Here is a 15,774-nt window from a genome sequence, read left to right as displayed (position 1 = left end):
TATTTAAAAAAAATCAATTTCATTTTAAATATACCCAATTATTATCTTCTTTACAGAAAGAAGAATTCTCTTTTATGCTATTTATTTTATCATTTTCTTTGAAAAATGCTTCAAACATTACATTTCCTGTAATTTCAGAAGCTGTACCTTTATTTGTATTGATAATTTCTAACTTTATCCATTCAACAGATTTTGTCCAAAGTAAAATTTCTTTATTTTCTTCTTTCGAAGGACGAGTGCTTGAATGATGGCTTTTATGTAAATAATCAATATTAGCTAACACAAAGGCACTGTAACGAGAGCGCATTAATTGTTCGGCTGTTATAACATTTTGAATGTTTTTATGTGCTATTTCACAACAATCAGCATAGTTTTTAGTAGGATTACAAGGGCATTTCATGTTTTATTAATTTAAGAGATTATTATTTGTATCAATTCTAAAACAACGTTCTTTTCCTAAAAATAGCGGGTTTCCATGTTTTTCAGACCAAAATCCATCTAAAATATCTTTAGAAATACATCTGTAAACCACAACTCCCTTATAAGTATTATTATCTTCTCCTTTATAATTAAAATTGATAACTAATATATTATCATTAAAAAAACCTGAACCAATTTGTTCTTGTTCATTATTGATTAACCATTTGGCAATTATTCGATTATTAATATCAAGTTTTAAAGAAAGTACTCCTTTATAAGAATGTTCTTCTGAATCTTGATTATTACCAATTATAGTATACTTACCAACTAAGTCTTGTATTATCATTATTGTATTATAAAGTGTAAAGTTACTATAGTTTATGTAACATACAAAAGTACGAACTAATTATATTATTTATTTAACAGGTGTAATTTTATATAAAAAAAGCTAATGTTATAATTGTTAATTTAAAGAATATAATGACTTAATTAACAATTCTATAACATTAAAATATCTTTTTGTAAAAGTTTTCTTAATATTTAAAAGTTTACAAATAGTAAAAATATAACGTGATTTGTATTAGATAATTTAACTATTGTAAAACTAAACAAATGAATAAATTTAAACTTTTATTAAGTACACTAGTAGTTCTTTTTATAAGTAATGCTATTTTTTCACAAGAAGCTAACGTTTCAGGAATTGTAACTGATGGTAATTTTCCGTTACCTGGAGCAAGTGTTTCGGTAGCAGAAACTACAAAAGGAGTTTATACAGATTTTGATGGAAATTTTGTGATAAATAAAATGAAAAATGGTACCATAAAATTAGAAATTTCTTATATCGGTTTTCAAACAAAAATAGTAGATGTTTCTATTGTTGGTAGTGCTAGTAAAAATATAGGTGTAGTAGCATTATTGCCTTCTGAAAATGCACTAGAAGAAGTTGTAATTAATGGAGGAGCAAGAAGAAATAGTGAAGCAAAAGCTTTGAGTATTCAAAAAAAATCAATGAGTATTATGAGTGTAATTGCTTCTGATGGTATTGGTAAATTACCAGACCGTAATGCAGCGGAAACTGTGCAACGTATTCAAGGATTATCTATTGAAAGAGACCAAGGTGAAGGACGTTTTGTATCGGTAAGAGGATTGCCTCCGTTTTGGACATCAACAACTATTAACGGAAATAGACTTCCAACAGCCGAAGAAGAAACGACTTCACGTGCAACAGCTTTTGATTTTTTTCCATCGGAATTAATTTCATACGTACAAGCTGCAAAAGCATACACACCTGATATGGAATCAGATGGTATTGGTGGCGGTGTAAATTTCATCACACAAACAGCTCCAACTAAAAAACTTTTAAATGTAAATATTGGTGGAGGTTTTAACGAAAAATCGGGTGAACCAATTTATAATGCTTCTTTAACTATTGGTAACAAAAGTAAAGACGGGAAATTCGGGTATATGGTTAATGGTTCTTATTGGAATAGAAGTTGGGGTACTGATAATTTTGAAGCACGTAGAAAAGGAGACGAAGGTGTTTTTAGAATGGAGTTAAGAGATTATAATGGAGTAAGAATTACCATGGGATTAAATGCAGCGATGGAATATAATTTTACACCTGCTCATAAAATGTACTTTAGAGGAGTTTATGGAACTTTATCTGATACCGAAGAACATTATAAGCATAGAATTCGTTTTGATAAATTCGATTCAGGAACAAGTACTACAAGAGTAGAATTACAAAATATACATAACGAATTAATTACAGAGCTTTTTGGAAAAGAAATAGGAGGAAGACATCTTGTTGAAAATGGAAAATTTGATTGGAGTATTGCTTCTTATGCTAATGAATTTAAATACGGAAATACGCCAACAGCACAAGATAAAAGTTATTTTGTTGTAAAGTTTAAACAAGATGGTGTTGATATCAATGCTGATTATTTAGATAACAGACCAAAAGATGCTGGTGGTGCTGGTGATGATAGAGCTTATTGGAAAGCAGATGGTGGAAAATTAGATTATAATAATACAGATGCTTTATTTGGATTTTTTAGCGATTCTAAATTTAAAATGGATGCAACTAAAATGAAGTTTTCAGATTTAGAATTATACAAAATATCAATAAAAGAAAGAGATAATATAGCAGCCTCATTAAATTATGAACATACGATTAACGATAACTTCAAAATTAAAGTAGGTACTAAATATAGAGATAAAGATCGTAGAGCAACTTTTGAAGATTTATACTACGGATGGAATGGTGCAGGAGAAACTCCAATGTTATCAGATTCTTCTCAGTATATTATTGAGCAACCAGGTCGTGCAGATTATTTAAATGAAATGGGTTCTAATATTCAATCAACTTTTGGACCTGTTTTATCTACCGAAGGAATGAATAATTTTTGGGCATCAAATAAAAATAACTTAAAAGTTTTAGAAGATGATTCTTCTGCTTTACAATATAATAGTGGATTAGGAAGAAATTTTGATGTAGATGAAACTCATTTATCATTTTATGGTATGGGAACTTTAAAAGCTTCTGAAAAGTGGACTATTTTAGGAGGATTAAGAGCTACAAAAACTGAAACAAAAGTATCAGGGTATGTTGTTGAAAATGATGCTTTGAAAAAATCAATAAAGACTAAAAAATATTGGGCGGTATTACCAATGTTACACGTTAAATATTCTCCTAAAAGAGATTTAAATATCCGTTTTGCAGCAACAAGAAGTTTTTCAAGACCTAATTTTGGTGATATTTCTCCATCAGGAACTTTTATTTCTTTTGATAATGAATTTAAAGGAGGTAATCCTGATTTAAATCCAACATTTTCATGGAATTTTGATTTATTAGGAGAATATTACTTTCAAAATGTAGGTGTTGTAAATGCAGGTGTTTTTTATAAATCGATTACAGATATTATTTATAATGATACTTATCAAGGAACTTATAACGGAAAAGAAGGTGTTGAATTTACGACCCCTGTAAACGGTGGAGGAGCATCATGGATTGGTGGTTTAGAATTAGGAATTAACAGACGTTTTGATTTCTTACCAGGATTTTTAAAATACTTTGGAACACAATTAAACGCTACGTTTATGGATTCTGAAATGACAAAAGCAAGTGGAAGAAAAGTAGGAATGGCTTATCAAGCAGGTAGTTTATTTAATGCACAGTTATTTTTTGAAAAAGGTGGATTTAATACTCGAGTAGCTTTTAATCATAAAGGTAAATACGCTATTGCTTACGGAGAAAGAGATATTGATGATGTGTATTACGGAAAATATAATACGTTAGATTTTTCAGCATCTTATCAAATAGGAAAAAAATGGACAATATATACCGATTTCAATAATATTTTAAATAATCCCCTTATATATCATTACGGTAAAAGCCAAGACCGCCCGAAACAAGTAGAATACTACGGTGTTAAAGGAAACATTGGTGTTAAATTCACTTTATAGTGGTTTTTAAATACAGTCATAAAGCCCTCAACAATTGAGGGCTAATGATGTTAAAAAAAAGAACTCATGCGTTTACGTTTTTTATTACAAGCTTCTATTGCTGCATTCGGTACTTATTTTTGTATGTATGCTTTTAGGAAACCTTTTACAGTAGCAACATTTGAAAACTTAGCTTTTTGGGGTGTTGATTATAAAATTTTATTAATTGTAGCTCAAGTGGTTGGTTATACATTATCGAAATTTGTTGGTATAAAAGTAATTTCAGAAATGAAATCATACAAAAGAATGCTTTATTTAGTTGGTTTTATTTTTTCAGCAGAATTAGCGTTGTTGGGTTTTGCTGTTATTCCAGCACCTTATAATATTCTCTTTTTATTTTTAAACGGATTACCATTAGGAATGATTTGGGGAATTGTATTTTCTTATCTAGAAGGACGAAAATCAACCGAATTATTAGGAGTAATTTTATCGTCTAGTTTTATAGTTTCTTCAGGAGCTGTTAAAACAATAGGTAAAATGGTATTAGATAAATTTCAGTTTGATGAATATTGGATGCCATTTATTACAGGGTTATTTTTTATACTTCCATTGCTGTTTTTTGCGTGGTTATTAGAAAAATTACCACCACCAACAACAGAAGATAAACTATTAAGAGCCGTAAGAAAGCCATTAAATAAACAAGAAAGAAAGCAGTTATTTAAAAAATACGCATTGCCTTTAACTTTTATCGTTTTCTTCTTTATGTTATTAACATCAATTAGAGATTTTAGAGACAATTTTGCCAGAGAAATATGGGATTCGTTAGGTTATACAGATGCTTCTATTTATAGTATTTCAGAAATCCCAATAGCAATTATTGTATTGGTTGTTTTAGGAATGATAGGTAGTATCACTAAAAATTATAAAGCCTTTATGTATTATCATTATGTGTTGATTATTGGGTGTATTTCAATTTTGGTATCAACATATTTATATCAACAACAAGTTATTACACCATTATTTTGGATGGTGGTTTCAGGAATAGGACTGTACAGTTGTTACGTGCCTTTTAACGGAATTTTCTTTGATAGAATGATTGCAACTTTTAAAATTAACGGAAACGTAGGTTTCTTAATTTACATTGCCGATGCCTTCGGATATTTAGGAAGCATTCTGATTCTTCTTTATAAGAATTTTGGAAAAGGAGATATTTCTTGGCTTTCATTTTTTACACAAGCACTATATTTTTTAGCATTTATAGGATTAGCCATAACAATTTATAGTTTTCAGTTTTTTAAGAATAAGTACAAAAAACCAGTACAATTAAAAGAATTAGCATATGAACAATAAGTATGATTTAATCGTTGTTGGAGGTGGAGTTTTAGGAACTTTTCACGCTTATCACGCAGCAAAAAAAGGATTATCAGTAGCAATTTTAGAAAGAGATACTAAGCCACAAGGAGCAACGGTTCGTAATTTCGGACAAGTAGTACCTTCGGGAATGAATCAAAAATGGCAAAATTATGGAAGAGAAAGTTTAGCTATTTATAAAGATATTCAAAGTCAGTTTGATGTTACAATTCGTCAAAATGGTACGGTTTATTTAGCTTCTAATGATGAAGAGGTTCAGTTAATTGAAGAATTACATCAAATTAATAAAAACAATAATTATACTTCAAATCTATTAACAAAGGCACAATGTTTAGATAAATATGCAGGATTACGTGCAGATTATTGTAAGGCAGGCTTGTTTTTTCCTGAAGAAGTAACAGTAGAGCCAAAAACGATGATTCATCGCTTGCATTCTTTTTTATCCGCAGAAAAAAATATTGATATTTATTATAATACTACTGTAATTAATACAGAAGAAATAAATAATGAAGTGATGGTAACATCTTCAATCTATGCGGTATTTAAAGCATCAAAAGTTATTATTTGTAATGGGGTAGATTTTAAAACGTTGTATCCATCAATTTATAATAACAGTGATTTGGTAGTTTCTAAATTACAAATGATGCAAACTAAGCCTCAAAAAAATTACACTTTAGATGGTTCTATTTTAACAGGTTCTACAATCCGAAGGTATGAGGCTTTTGAAGAATGTGTGTCTTGGAATCAAATTAAAGCAAAAGAAGATCCTGATAGTTTTCAGAAAAAATATGGTGTTCATATTTTATTTAAACAAGCTACGGATGGTTCGATAATTTTAGGAGATTCTCACGAATATGCAACTGCAAAAAATAGCGATGATTTAGGTTTTGACTTAAATGAGGATATTGACAATTTTATGATTGCAGAAGCTAAAAAAATAATAGACTTACCAACTTATGATATTCAATATAAATGGGCGGGTTTTTATAGTCAATGTAAAGAAAAAGATATTTTTGAATATGGAGTAAGTGATAATGTGCATGTTGTAACAGGTATCGGTGGAAAAGGAATGACAGGAAGTGCTGGGTTTTCAAAAGAAAATATCAATAAAATATTTAATAATTAATACATAATAATGATGATGATGAGCGAAACAAAGAGAAAAATAGAAATGGTTGTTTTTGATATGGCAGGAACAACAGTCGATGAGCAAAATGTAGTATATAAAACATTACATAAAGCAATACAAAATTTTAATGTTGAGGTTTCTTTAGAAACTGTTTTAGAATATGGAGCAGGTAAAGAAAAACATAAAGCAATTAAAGATGTTTTAATACATTTAAATTCTGATAAATTAAAAGATTCTCAAACTATTTTTGATAATTTTAAAAAATTATTAGCAGTGGCGTATGGCGTTTTAGAAGTAAAACCGATAAAAGGAGTTGAAAAGGTGTTGTTAAATTTACGATCGGAAGGAATTAAAGTTGTTTTAAACACAGGATATGATAGAAAAACAGCGACTTTATTATTAGATAAATTACAGTGGGATGAAAAAATACATTATGATGCGTTAATTACAGCAAGTGATGTTGTAAACGGTCGTCCACACCCAGATATGATATTTCAAGCTATGGAATTATTCGGAATTACTGATGCTTCAAAAGTGTTAAAAGCAGGTGATTCTGCTATTGATATTGAAGAAGGAAAAAATGCAGGTTGTGGAATTACAGTAGGTGTTTTATCGGGTGCACAAACAAAAGTACAATTAGAAAAAGAAAAACCAACGTATGTTTTAGAATCATTGGTAAATTTAAAAGATACTTTTAAAGTAATTTAATTAGCATCAATAAAAAAATACAGCACAAGCATTGTACAATCTTGTGCTGTATGATTAAAAGGTAGATGAGGTATTTTTCCGTTAAAATATAACGAATCACCTTTATTTACAATAATTTCATCTTCACCAATATAATATGTACAACTTCCGCTAATAATATATTTAAACTCCCAAGCATCAGTAACTACTTTCTCTCTTTTAGAGTTTGGGTTTATATTTAAAATAACAGCTTCAAAACCTATGGCAGATAAACTTTTACTAAAAATATAATTATAAGTAAAACCTTTAGCTTCAACTTCTTTTTCAATTAATTGTTGTTGTTCTTTTCTAATATGAATATAATTACTTGCTTGTGAATTTTCAATATCTTTAAAAAAAGCACTTGCATCAATTTTTAAGGCACTTATTAATTCTAATAAAACAGGTAATGATGGAATGGTTCTTCCGTTTTCTATTCTAGAAATTAAACCATTTGATACACCTGCATTTGAAGCAACTTCACTAATGGTTAATTTTTGTTCTTTTCGAATGATTTTGATACGTTTACCAATACCTATTAAAAAATTACTCATGCTTTTTTATTTGCTAAAATAACGTTTTTTGTTATTTTATAAAATCTATTTTTTTAGAAATAAAAAATGCTCTTATAAAAATTAGTCATTTGACTTTTTTTTGTATCTCATTTTACCAATTTCAATTTGAATAGCTGTTCTTGCTAAAACGGTAAAAATAAGTGCTCCCATTGCCCAAATACCTAAGGTAACACCAATTTCAATTCCAGTAGGTGTGTATTCTGCTATTTTACCGTAAGGACCTGGGATAAATCCAGGAACAATTAAACCAAAACCTTTTTCAATCCAAATGGCAATAAATAAAATACTACAAGCAAAAAACAGTACTTTAAAATTATTACGGAGTTTATGAAAAGTTAATAAAACGGTTGCTAAAACATTTAATGTAATAGCTGTCCAAATCCATGGTAATAAAGCTGTTTTTCCATCTAATCCGAAGAATAAATAATACGCACTTTCACTATGGTGTGTTGGTGCATAAAATTCTTTAAATAATTCAGAAACTAACATAATTAAGTTAATTTGAGCAGCAACAGTAACTACTAAAGCTAATTTTTTAATAGTTTTATCTTCAATTTTAAACTCGGTATAAGTTCTAATAATAGCTAATACTAAAATAATTAATGCAGGACCAGCAGCAAAAGCAGAGGCTAAAAATCGAGGTCCTAATAATGCGGTATTCCAAAAGGGTTTTGCTTGTAATCCTTGATATAAAAATGCGGTTACTAAGTGAATACCAACTGCCCAAAAAACAGAAAGTATTGCTCCAGGTAAATACACACTTTTCTTAGATTCTTTTCCTTGATAATGTCTGAATAAAATATAAAAAGGAATGCTAATATTTATAAATAAATAACCATTTAAAGCGATAACATCCCAAGTAAGCATTGAATTAGGGAAGTTAAAAACACCAATAATCGGCATCATATGCCATAAAACGGCAGGACCTCCCATATCGGCAACCACAAAAGCTAAACACATTATTAAGGCGGCAACGGCTAAGCCTTCTCCTATAAGTACGGCTTGTTTAAAATCGACATCTTTTAAAACATAGGTAGGCATTACTAGCATAACAGCAGCCGCAGCAACACCCACTAAAAAGGTAAAATTAGAAATATATAATCCCCAACTTACACGGTCTGTCATACCGGTAACACTCAATCCGTGTTCTATTTGAATCGAATAACAATACATTCCAATCAACATTATTAAGGTTAAAAAAGCCATCCATAAATGATACTTTTTAGAGCCATGAGTAATAATGTCGAGACTGTCTTTAATTAAACTTGTAAAAACTTTAAGTTTTCTCATTTTATTTTTTATTATAATGCTTATTATATCTATTATTTAGGGCGTTCCCCAAAAGGGTCGGGCTTTCCGTTAAATCTTTTTAAAATTTAATTTCTACTATATTAAGTACTTATTTTAATAAGTTTTGTTATATTAAAATAGTGTGCTTATTTATTAAAAAATTTTAAAAAGGATACCACTGCAATCCCTAACGCAAAAGAAGTTAATCCATAAAATACCAAAACTTAGGTTCTGTACCTAAATCTTCTTTTAATCGGAATACTTTCTTGTTTTCTAAAACCCAGCGAATAGTGCTTTCAGGGTCTAGTAAATTTCCAAAAATACGTGCGCCAGTAGGACAGGCCTCAACACAAGCAGGATTTTTACCAGCTCTAGAACGTTGCACACAGAAAGTACATTTTTCCATTACACCTTTTTTACGCATTCGATTTCCTAAATAATGCTGATTTTTATTCACTTCTTCTTCAGGAACTTCGGGTTTACTCCAATTAAAACGACGACCATCGTAAGGGCAAGCAGCCATACAGTATCTACAACCGACACACCAATCGTAATCAACAACAACAATTCCGTCTTCTTCTCGCCAAGTAGCTTGAACAGGGCAAACTTCTACACAAGGTGGATTATCACAATGAAAACATTGTGTTCCCATATAAAAATGTCCTTCCGCAGGCACTTCATGATAATAATTATCATCAGCTTCATGGAAATTAAAACCTTTTCCGTCTTTCATTTCATGAATACGGATATATTCCATTTGCGAATTTCTATCCTGATTATTTTCTTCAACACAAGCGCTTACACAATCCATATATCCCTGACATTTAGAAATATTGAAAGCATAACCAAATAATACATCTTCTTCGGCATTTTTTGATGACATACTCACGTTTTTACCTGTACGTAATTGATAAGAACGTACTAATCTATCAACAGTGGCACTTTTTTCTTTGTCATCCATCAATTTATAGTTTCCTTTAAATTGCTCTTCCCAGTCTATTTGTGCTTTTTCTTTTGATGCATCACTAGAAACAACACTTGTACAAGATGAAACTGCTCCAGCACCAATTAATAAACTAGCTGTTAGTTTTTTAAAGGCACTTCTCCGATCCATTTTTACATCAAAAACTTGCTCAAAACCATCTTTATGTCTTTCTTCACCAATAGAAGCATCTACAGCAGCTCTAAAAAACTCGTCGTTGCTTATTTTTTTTTCGGATACCTTTTTATTTTCTTCTTTTGAAGAATGAGAATTACATCCATCAGAAGTACTACTACAACCACATCCGCCACTTGAAGCCTTTTGTTTAGTTGTGTTGTTTAAATTCAACCTAAAATATTTACCAATTCCACTCATATATTCTTTTCTATAAAATCGTTAATATCAAAATCAAAAAAACTAATTGATATTAATGAAATGTTAGGTTATTTACGTTCTTTTTCTATTTGTGTATTAAATCTTGCAGGCCATTTTGTTTCAAAACCAGGCGAATGTGGATTATGACAATTTACACAAGTTTTTGATGCTCTTGGAGGCGCCCAGCTATCAATTCGTTTACCATGTGCGCCACCTGTCCAATCTTTGTATTGTTTTTGATGACATTGGCTACATAATTTATAACTGTTATTAAAATCAATAGCATGTCCTGTTATACTTTTAAGATTGTCCATATTGTTTCCATTATGGCAAGTTGTACAGCTCATTGTATTGGCATCTGCATGATTTAATTTAATATTCCAATGTGCTTTTTTTAGGTCTTTTTCTTGCATTTTATCCAAAGGTTTACTGTGGCATTCTGTACAAGCGTATGACTTTATAGCATTTTTTCTATCAGGAATAGAAAAGGTTATTCCATTTTCTGTTATTTCTACTAATTTTAAATTTGCAGTATATTTTTCTGATGAAATAGTTATCCCTTTATAGTGTTTACTTTTTGCTTCAATTTTATCGTTAACGCTATGATATTCATCTTCTTTATGTTTACAAGAAGTACTTATCAATAAAAAAACGATTCCTAAAAACCAAAGTTGTTTTATATAATTTTTGTGTATCATTATGTTTTATTTTCTGATAAAATCGTTAATTCTAGTAAGTTCTTTATTGTTTGGAACATGACATTGTCTGCAATTAACACGTTCAGGGTGTGAAACTCTAATCTCTTTAGGTGCACTAGGTCCTGCATGACATGCTAAACAATTTTCACGTAATTGTATTTGATGAGGTATTGCAGGCGGACTTGTTATTAAAGCATTATTATTTCCAACTTTAGGAGCATGTACTTTTGCGAAATTTCCATTTTTAAACAGTGTTTTTGATTTTTGAGCAACATGACACTGTTTACAATTTACCAATTCAGGATGTGGTGTAACAGGTGTATAAGCATTGAATTTATTTACAAATCCGCCATTTTCATGACATTTTAAACAAGTGTTATCACCTATGTTATTTTCATCCGTAGGATGTGGAATACTTGGTGGTGCTCCATGATAGGCTCTATTATTATAATATGATTTTAAATTTCTTTGATGTTTTTCATCAACAGGTATTTTAGAATAATCTAAAGCATGTTCTGACCGTTTAAAAACACCTGCTTCCGAAGGAATTATTTGAACTGATTTGCTTTCTTTGATAGGGATGTATGCTTTTTCTTGTCCTTGGTAATAACTATAATTCCAAATAACAATAAAAGCAATAAACAACATTACAAATAGCGATATGATACCTAATCGTTTTCTCATAATTTATGCTTTTTCTATTTTAACAGCACATTTTTTATAATCTGGTTCTTTAGAAATAGGGCAGAAGGCATCTAAAGTAACATCATTAATTAGCATGTTTTCATCAAAAAATGGTACAAAAACTTGTCCTTTTGTAGGTAATCCTCTTTCATTGATAGATGCAGGTAAAATACAAGAGCCTCTTTTTGAACTTACTTTAATTTTTTCACCATTTCTGATGCCGTATTTTTTAGCATCTTCAGGATGTAATTCAATGTAAGCGTGTGGCATTGCTTTGTGTAAAACAGGTATTCTTCGAGTCATAGAACCTGTGTGCCAATGTTCGATAACTCTACCTGTATTTAGCCAAAATGGATATGTTTCATCAGGCATTTCAGGAGCAGGTTCAAAAGGACGTTGCCATATAACTGCTTTTCCGTCAGGTTTTCCGTAGAAGTGAAAATCTTCTCCATTTTTACAAGCAGGGTCATATTTTGAATTGAATCTCCATTGTGTAGATTTTCCATCAACATAAGGCCAAATAGCCCCAGATTGTTTTTTTAAAACCTCTAAAGGTGCCATTCCGTGTTTTGCACCTTCATGAAATTTACGGTATTCATTATAAATTTCTTCGGCATGATTTTCTTTACTATAAGGAAATAAATCTCCGAATCCCATTCGTTTGGCTACTTCGATAAACATCCAAGCATCAGGCGTTGCATCACCAGGAGCTTCCACCATTTTGTTCCAATGTTGGGTTCTTCTTTCTGAATTACCATATAATCCGTCTTTTTCGATATGCCAAGCAGCTGGTAAAATAACATCAGCAACATCCGAAGTAGGTGTAGGGAATACATCAGAAACCACTACAAAACAAGATTCTTTTTCCATTGCAGGACGATAACGACTCGTTTTTGGTAATGATACTAACGGATTTACAGCTTGTGTCCAAATAAATTTAATATCGCCTCTGTCAACAGCTCTAAACATTTCTGTTGCGTGATATGTTGGTTTTGATGGAATTCTTTCAACAGGAACTTTCCAAATTTTAGCTGCTTTTGCTCTGTGTTTAGGATTCATTACAACTCCTTTTGGAAGTTTATGTGTAAATGTTCCTACTTCACGAGCAGTTCCACAAGCAGAAGGCTGACCTGTTAAAGAAAAAGGACTATTTCCTGGTTGTGAAATTTTACCAGTTAGTAAGTGAATGTTATAAATAATATTATTCATCCATGTACCTCTAGTATGTTGGTTAACTCCCATACACCAAAGTGACATTACTTTTTTATTTGGATTACCGTAAATAGCAGCTAGATACTTAATGTTTTTTACAGATACTTTGGTTAGTTTAGATACTTTTTCAGGTGTATAATCTTCTAAAAATGCTTTGTATTCTTCAAAATTTATTTTAGTAGGTTTGTCTTTAAATTTATATTTATCTTCTAAACCATATCCCATATTAGTAAGACCTTTACTAAAGCTACAGTGCTTTTCAACAAATGATTTATTTACCCAACCATTATTAATTATTTCGTAACAAATAGCATTACCAATAGCTAAATCTGTTTGAGGTTCAAAGAGAATCGATTTATTAGCAGCCATACTAGAGCGTGTTGTTCTGGTTGCTAGGTCAATAATTTTAGCACCTCTTTTATTTTTTTGAGACAACATTCTAGAAAATAAAACAGGATGCATTTCTGCCATGTTATTCCCCCAGGTAATATAGTAATCAGCATGATCTAAATCATCATAACATCCCATTGGTTCATCAGCTCCAAATGATGTTAAAAATCCAGCTACAGCACTAGCCATACATAAACGAGCGTTACAATCTAGATTATTTGTACCAATAGCACCTTTCATAAATTTAGAAGCTATATATCCTTCAGGAATAGTTGATTGACCAGATGTGTACATTGCTACCGAATCTTTACCATGTTTTTCAATGGTTTCTTTCATTTTATTGGCAACAATATCTAAGGCATCGCTTATAGGAGTCTTTACATATTTTCCATTTTTTTTGACCAAAGCATGTGTTAATCTATCATTAGATTGAATACACATTGTTTGATGATATCCTTTTACACAAAGTAATCCTTTATTTACTGTTGAGTTTGGATCTCCTTTTACAGCAATAGCTTTTCCATTTTCAACACCTACTAAAATACCACAACCTACACCGCAAAAACGACAAGGTCCTTTTTTCCAATCTAAATCTCCTTCAGGTATTCCAGCGAGTTGTTCATTTGCAAAAATAATTCCAGGAAACATTGTTGCTGCAGCTGCCATTGCTGCTGTGGCTGCCATTTTTTTTATAAAACTTCGTCTACTTGTTAAAGAGGCGCTCATAATGTTATTTATTTTATAGGTGTATTAAATCCAGAAACTAAGGCTAGTAATTTTAAGCTTTGTAAACTTTCTATAGATTCTTTTAATTTTTTATCATTAATGTCATTATCAGTATCTGTAATAACAATTAATATATTTTTATTTTCTGCCGTAATTATTTCACATTCATTAATGGTTTCTAGTTCTTTTTTTAGGTTTTCTTTTTCTCCTTCATAAGGATGTGCTAAATAACTTTTAATAGGCATAAAAATACTTGTTAAATTTTCTGCAAAGTAGAAACTCCTTGTTGAAATTTATATGATAATTATCAGTATTTCAGTAGATTGTGTTTGAGTATATTGAGTTTTATCAAGAAAAAATACTTTTTAAACTCTTATTTGTTAGTGCTTTACAAGTAATTTTGTAGCTGATTTAAGAGCCTGTAGTTGTTAAGAAAATAAGCAAAAGAAAAATAGTATGTATTTGTTCTAAATAGTGGTATCTAAACAATCAAATTAATATTATTTTTAATAACTGCATGTTATGTAGTTATTTAGATATTGTATAAAGGATAAAAAAGTCCTGTATGATATTTGTCATGTTTTTTCATGAGGTGATATTTTAATTTTGTGTAAAATTATAATTGTATAAAAACTATATTAAATGAAAATAAAATCGATAATTCTAGTATTATTTATATGTTCTATAATCATTTCATGTAAAGAAAAAAAAGAGATAGTAATTAAAGACACTCACAAAGATATTGTAACAAAAGTAAAAGGACAATCTGATGTTATTGATGAAGATTCTGCTCCAAACGCCTTGCAAGTAGCCTCTTCTTTAGATGATTTTAAAACATTAGTTGTTGCCATTAAAACAGCAGGATTAGAAAATTCATTAGTAAATGCAGGACCTTTAACTGTTTTTGCTCCTGTAAATACAGCTTTTGATAAATTACCTGAAGGAACAATAGCCTCGTTATTGAAGTCAGAAAACAAACCAAAATTAGCGTTCATTTTAAAAAATCATGTTGCACCCGCTAATTATACGATTAAAACATTAGATAAAAATGTGCGTAAAAATAGAAAATTATATATGGCATCAGGGAAGTATTTAGAGGTTACTAAAAAAAATGATGAATTATATGTGGGAGGAACTAAAATATTAAAATCGGTAAAAGTTAGTAATGGGTGGATACATGTTATTGGAGATGTATTAGTGCCAAGTGATAAATAAGAATAAATAGAAGTAACAAAAATCAGTTAAAAATGAACTTACAAAAAATATTATTAGTCGCATTAGTAACATTGTTTATTAGTTGTGGAGGAGAGGTGAGAAAAGATGCTAAACCTGTTGTTAAACAGGAAGTTAAAAAAGTACCTATTAAAGCAAAAAAGAAACAAGATGTAGGGATTGTCGATTTAAAAAATAAAGGTATCGGGCCAGTTAAATCGGTAACGTTAGCTGCCACAATCGATCAGGAAATGGCAGCAAAAGGAGCTAAGTTATTTAAAAATAAATGTTCGGCTTGTCATAGAACTAATAGGAAATTTATTGGGCCAAATCCAACAGGAATATTAAATAGACGTTCTCCAGAATGGGTGATGAATATGATTATGAATCCAGGAGAGATGGTTAAAAAAGACCCAATTGCTAAAGCGTTGTTAATGAAATTTAATGGTTCTCCAATGGCAAATCAAAATTTAACAGAAGCCGAAACAAGAGAAATTTTAGAGTTCTTTAGAACTTTAAAATAAATATAAAAATATCAAA

Annotated in this window: 15 protein-coding genes; 6 read left to right on the top strand and 9 right to left on the bottom strand. The window is 30.2% G+C overall.

Translation table 11 applies throughout. From position 1 onward, the window contains the following. Positions 1–19: 19 nt before the first annotated feature. Entirely contained in the window at positions 20–400 is a 381-nt protein-coding gene (locus tag ABNT14_RS06710) for a YchJ family protein (RefSeq protein ID WP_101901442.1), read from the bottom strand. A 6-nt stretch (positions 401–406) separates the two neighbouring features. Further along, entirely contained in the window at positions 407–766 is a 360-nt protein-coding gene (locus ABNT14_RS06705) for a hypothetical protein (RefSeq protein WP_101901444.1), read from the bottom strand. Between the two features lie 266 nt (positions 767–1,032). Between ABNT14_RS06705 and ABNT14_RS06700 the strand changes: the two genes are divergently transcribed. From ABNT14_RS06700 to ABNT14_RS06685, 4 genes are all read left to right on the top strand, one after another. Beyond that, a complete protein-coding gene (locus ABNT14_RS06700) occupies positions 1,033–3,885 on the top strand; it encodes a TonB-dependent receptor (RefSeq protein ID WP_101901446.1) in 2,853 nt (950 codons plus the stop codon). A gap of 66 nt (positions 3,886–3,951) precedes the next feature. Beyond that, on the top strand, positions 3,952–5,214 hold the full coding sequence (locus tag ABNT14_RS06695) for a DUF5690 family protein (protein ID WP_234984963.1): 1,263 nt from the start codon (positions 3,952–3,954) through the stop codon (positions 5,212–5,214). Continuing rightward, a complete protein-coding gene (locus tag ABNT14_RS06690) occupies positions 5,204–6,361 on the top strand; it encodes a TIGR03364 family FAD-dependent oxidoreductase (RefSeq protein WP_101901448.1) in 1,158 nt (385 codons plus the stop codon). The genes ABNT14_RS06695 and ABNT14_RS06690 overlap by 11 nt, the downstream gene beginning before the upstream one ends. Before the next feature lie 18 nt (positions 6,362–6,379). After that, positions 6,380–7,072: a phosphonatase-like hydrolase gene (locus ABNT14_RS06685; RefSeq protein WP_431607940.1), complete on the top strand. Its 693-nt coding sequence runs from the start codon at positions 6,380–6,382 to the stop codon at positions 7,070–7,072. On the opposite strand, the gene ABNT14_RS06680 is transcribed toward ABNT14_RS06685, so the two are convergent. The 7 genes from ABNT14_RS06680 to ABNT14_RS06650 all read right to left on the bottom strand — a co-directional run bounded on the left by ABNT14_RS06680 (position 7,069) and on the right by ABNT14_RS06650 (position 14,267). Then, positions 7,069–7,644: a helix-turn-helix domain-containing protein gene (locus ABNT14_RS06680; protein ID WP_101901450.1), complete on the bottom strand. Its 576-nt coding sequence runs from the start codon at positions 7,642–7,644 to the stop codon at positions 7,069–7,071. The two genes, ABNT14_RS06685 and ABNT14_RS06680, sit on opposite strands and share 4 nt — an antisense overlap. A gap of 81 nt (positions 7,645–7,725) precedes the next feature. Then, positions 7,726–8,955, bottom strand: a complete 1,230-nt coding sequence (gene dsrP, locus ABNT14_RS06675) for a sulfate reduction electron transfer complex DsrMKJOP subunit DsrP (RefSeq protein ID WP_101901452.1) — start codon at positions 8,953–8,955, stop codon at positions 7,726–7,728. 202 nt (positions 8,956–9,157) lie between these two features. Then, positions 9,158–10,312, bottom strand: a complete 1,155-nt coding sequence (locus ABNT14_RS06670) for a 4Fe-4S dicluster domain-containing protein (RefSeq protein ID WP_101901454.1) — start codon at positions 10,310–10,312, stop codon at positions 9,158–9,160. 68 nt (positions 10,313–10,380) lie between these two features. After that, positions 10,381–11,010 (bottom strand): cytochrome c3 family protein, encoded by a 630-nt coding sequence (locus ABNT14_RS06665; RefSeq protein WP_145993545.1) that lies wholly within the window; start codon positions 11,008–11,010, stop codon positions 10,381–10,383. Between the two features lie 6 nt (positions 11,011–11,016). Further along, entirely contained in the window at positions 11,017–11,694 is a 678-nt protein-coding gene (locus ABNT14_RS06660) for a nitrate reductase cytochrome c-type subunit (protein WP_234984964.1), read from the bottom strand. Between the two features lie 3 nt (positions 11,695–11,697). Further along, complete coding sequence (locus tag ABNT14_RS06655; RefSeq protein ID WP_101901458.1) at positions 11,698–14,022, bottom strand: molybdopterin-dependent oxidoreductase; 2,325 nt, start codon at positions 14,020–14,022, stop codon at positions 11,698–11,700. Between the two features lie 8 nt (positions 14,023–14,030). Beyond that, on the bottom strand, positions 14,031–14,267 hold the full coding sequence (locus tag ABNT14_RS06650; protein ID WP_101901460.1) for a hypothetical protein: 237 nt from the start codon (positions 14,265–14,267) through the stop codon (positions 14,031–14,033). A gap of 397 nt (positions 14,268–14,664) precedes the next feature. Between ABNT14_RS06650 and ABNT14_RS06645 the strand changes: the two genes are divergently transcribed. Both ABNT14_RS06645 and ABNT14_RS06640 read left to right on the top strand, forming a co-directional pair. Beyond that, on the top strand, positions 14,665–15,237 hold the full coding sequence (locus tag ABNT14_RS06645) for a fasciclin domain-containing protein (protein ID WP_101901462.1): 573 nt from the start codon (positions 14,665–14,667) through the stop codon (positions 15,235–15,237). Between the two features lie 32 nt (positions 15,238–15,269). After that, on the top strand, positions 15,270–15,758 hold the full coding sequence (locus ABNT14_RS06640) for a c-type cytochrome (protein ID WP_101901464.1): 489 nt from the start codon (positions 15,270–15,272) through the stop codon (positions 15,756–15,758). Positions 15,759–15,774 lie beyond the last annotated feature (16 nt).

It is taken from the genome of Tenacibaculum dicentrarchi (assembly GCF_964036635.1).
GTDB classification, from domain to species: Bacteria; Bacteroidota; Bacteroidia; order Flavobacteriales; family Flavobacteriaceae; genus Polaribacter; species Polaribacter dicentrarchi.
The sequence above is the reverse complement of the archived record's forward strand: the minus strand, read 5'-3'. Positions and strand labels throughout refer to the sequence as shown.

Bases quoted from the DNA above. Each gene is read 5' to 3' on its own strand.
- ABNT14_RS06710 (WP_101901442.1), bottom strand. From the start codon at position 400: ATGAAATGCCCTTGTAATCCTACTAAAAACTATGCTGATTGTTGTGAA.
- ABNT14_RS06705 (WP_101901444.1), bottom strand. From the start codon at position 766: ATGATAATACAAGACTTAGTTGGTAAGTATACTATAATTGGTAATAAT.
- ABNT14_RS06700 (WP_101901446.1), top strand. From the start codon at position 1,033: ATGAATAAATTTAAACTTTTATTAAGTACACTAGTAGTTCTTTTTATA.
- ABNT14_RS06695 (WP_234984963.1), top strand. From the start codon at position 3,952: ATGCGTTTACGTTTTTTATTACAAGCTTCTATTGCTGCATTCGGTACT.
- ABNT14_RS06690 (WP_101901448.1), top strand. From the start codon at position 5,204: ATGAACAATAAGTATGATTTAATCGTTGTTGGAGGTGGAGTTTTAGGA.
- ABNT14_RS06685 (WP_431607940.1), top strand. From the start codon at position 6,380: ATGAGCGAAACAAAGAGAAAAATAGAAATGGTTGTTTTTGATATGGCA.
- ABNT14_RS06680 (WP_101901450.1), bottom strand. From the start codon at position 7,644: ATGAGTAATTTTTTAATAGGTATTGGTAAACGTATCAAAATCATTCGA.
- dsrP (WP_101901452.1), bottom strand. From the start codon at position 8,955: ATGAGAAAACTTAAAGTTTTTACAAGTTTAATTAAAGACAGTCTCGAC.
- ABNT14_RS06670 (WP_101901454.1), bottom strand. From the start codon at position 10,312: ATGAGTGGAATTGGTAAATATTTTAGGTTGAATTTAAACAACACAACT.
- ABNT14_RS06665 (WP_145993545.1), bottom strand. From the start codon at position 11,010: ATGATACACAAAAATTATATAAAACAACTTTGGTTTTTAGGAATCGTT.
- ABNT14_RS06660 (WP_234984964.1), bottom strand. From the start codon at position 11,694: ATGAGAAAACGATTAGGTATCATATCGCTATTTGTAATGTTGTTTATT.
- ABNT14_RS06655 (WP_101901458.1), bottom strand. From the start codon at position 14,022: ATGAGCGCCTCTTTAACAAGTAGACGAAGTTTTATAAAAAAAATGGCA.
- ABNT14_RS06650 (WP_101901460.1), bottom strand. From the start codon at position 14,267: ATGCCTATTAAAAGTTATTTAGCACATCCTTATGAAGGAGAAAAAGAA.
- ABNT14_RS06645 (WP_101901462.1), top strand. From the start codon at position 14,665: ATGAAAATAAAATCGATAATTCTAGTATTATTTATATGTTCTATAATC.
- ABNT14_RS06640 (WP_101901464.1), top strand. From the start codon at position 15,270: ATGAACTTACAAAAAATATTATTAGTCGCATTAGTAACATTGTTTATT.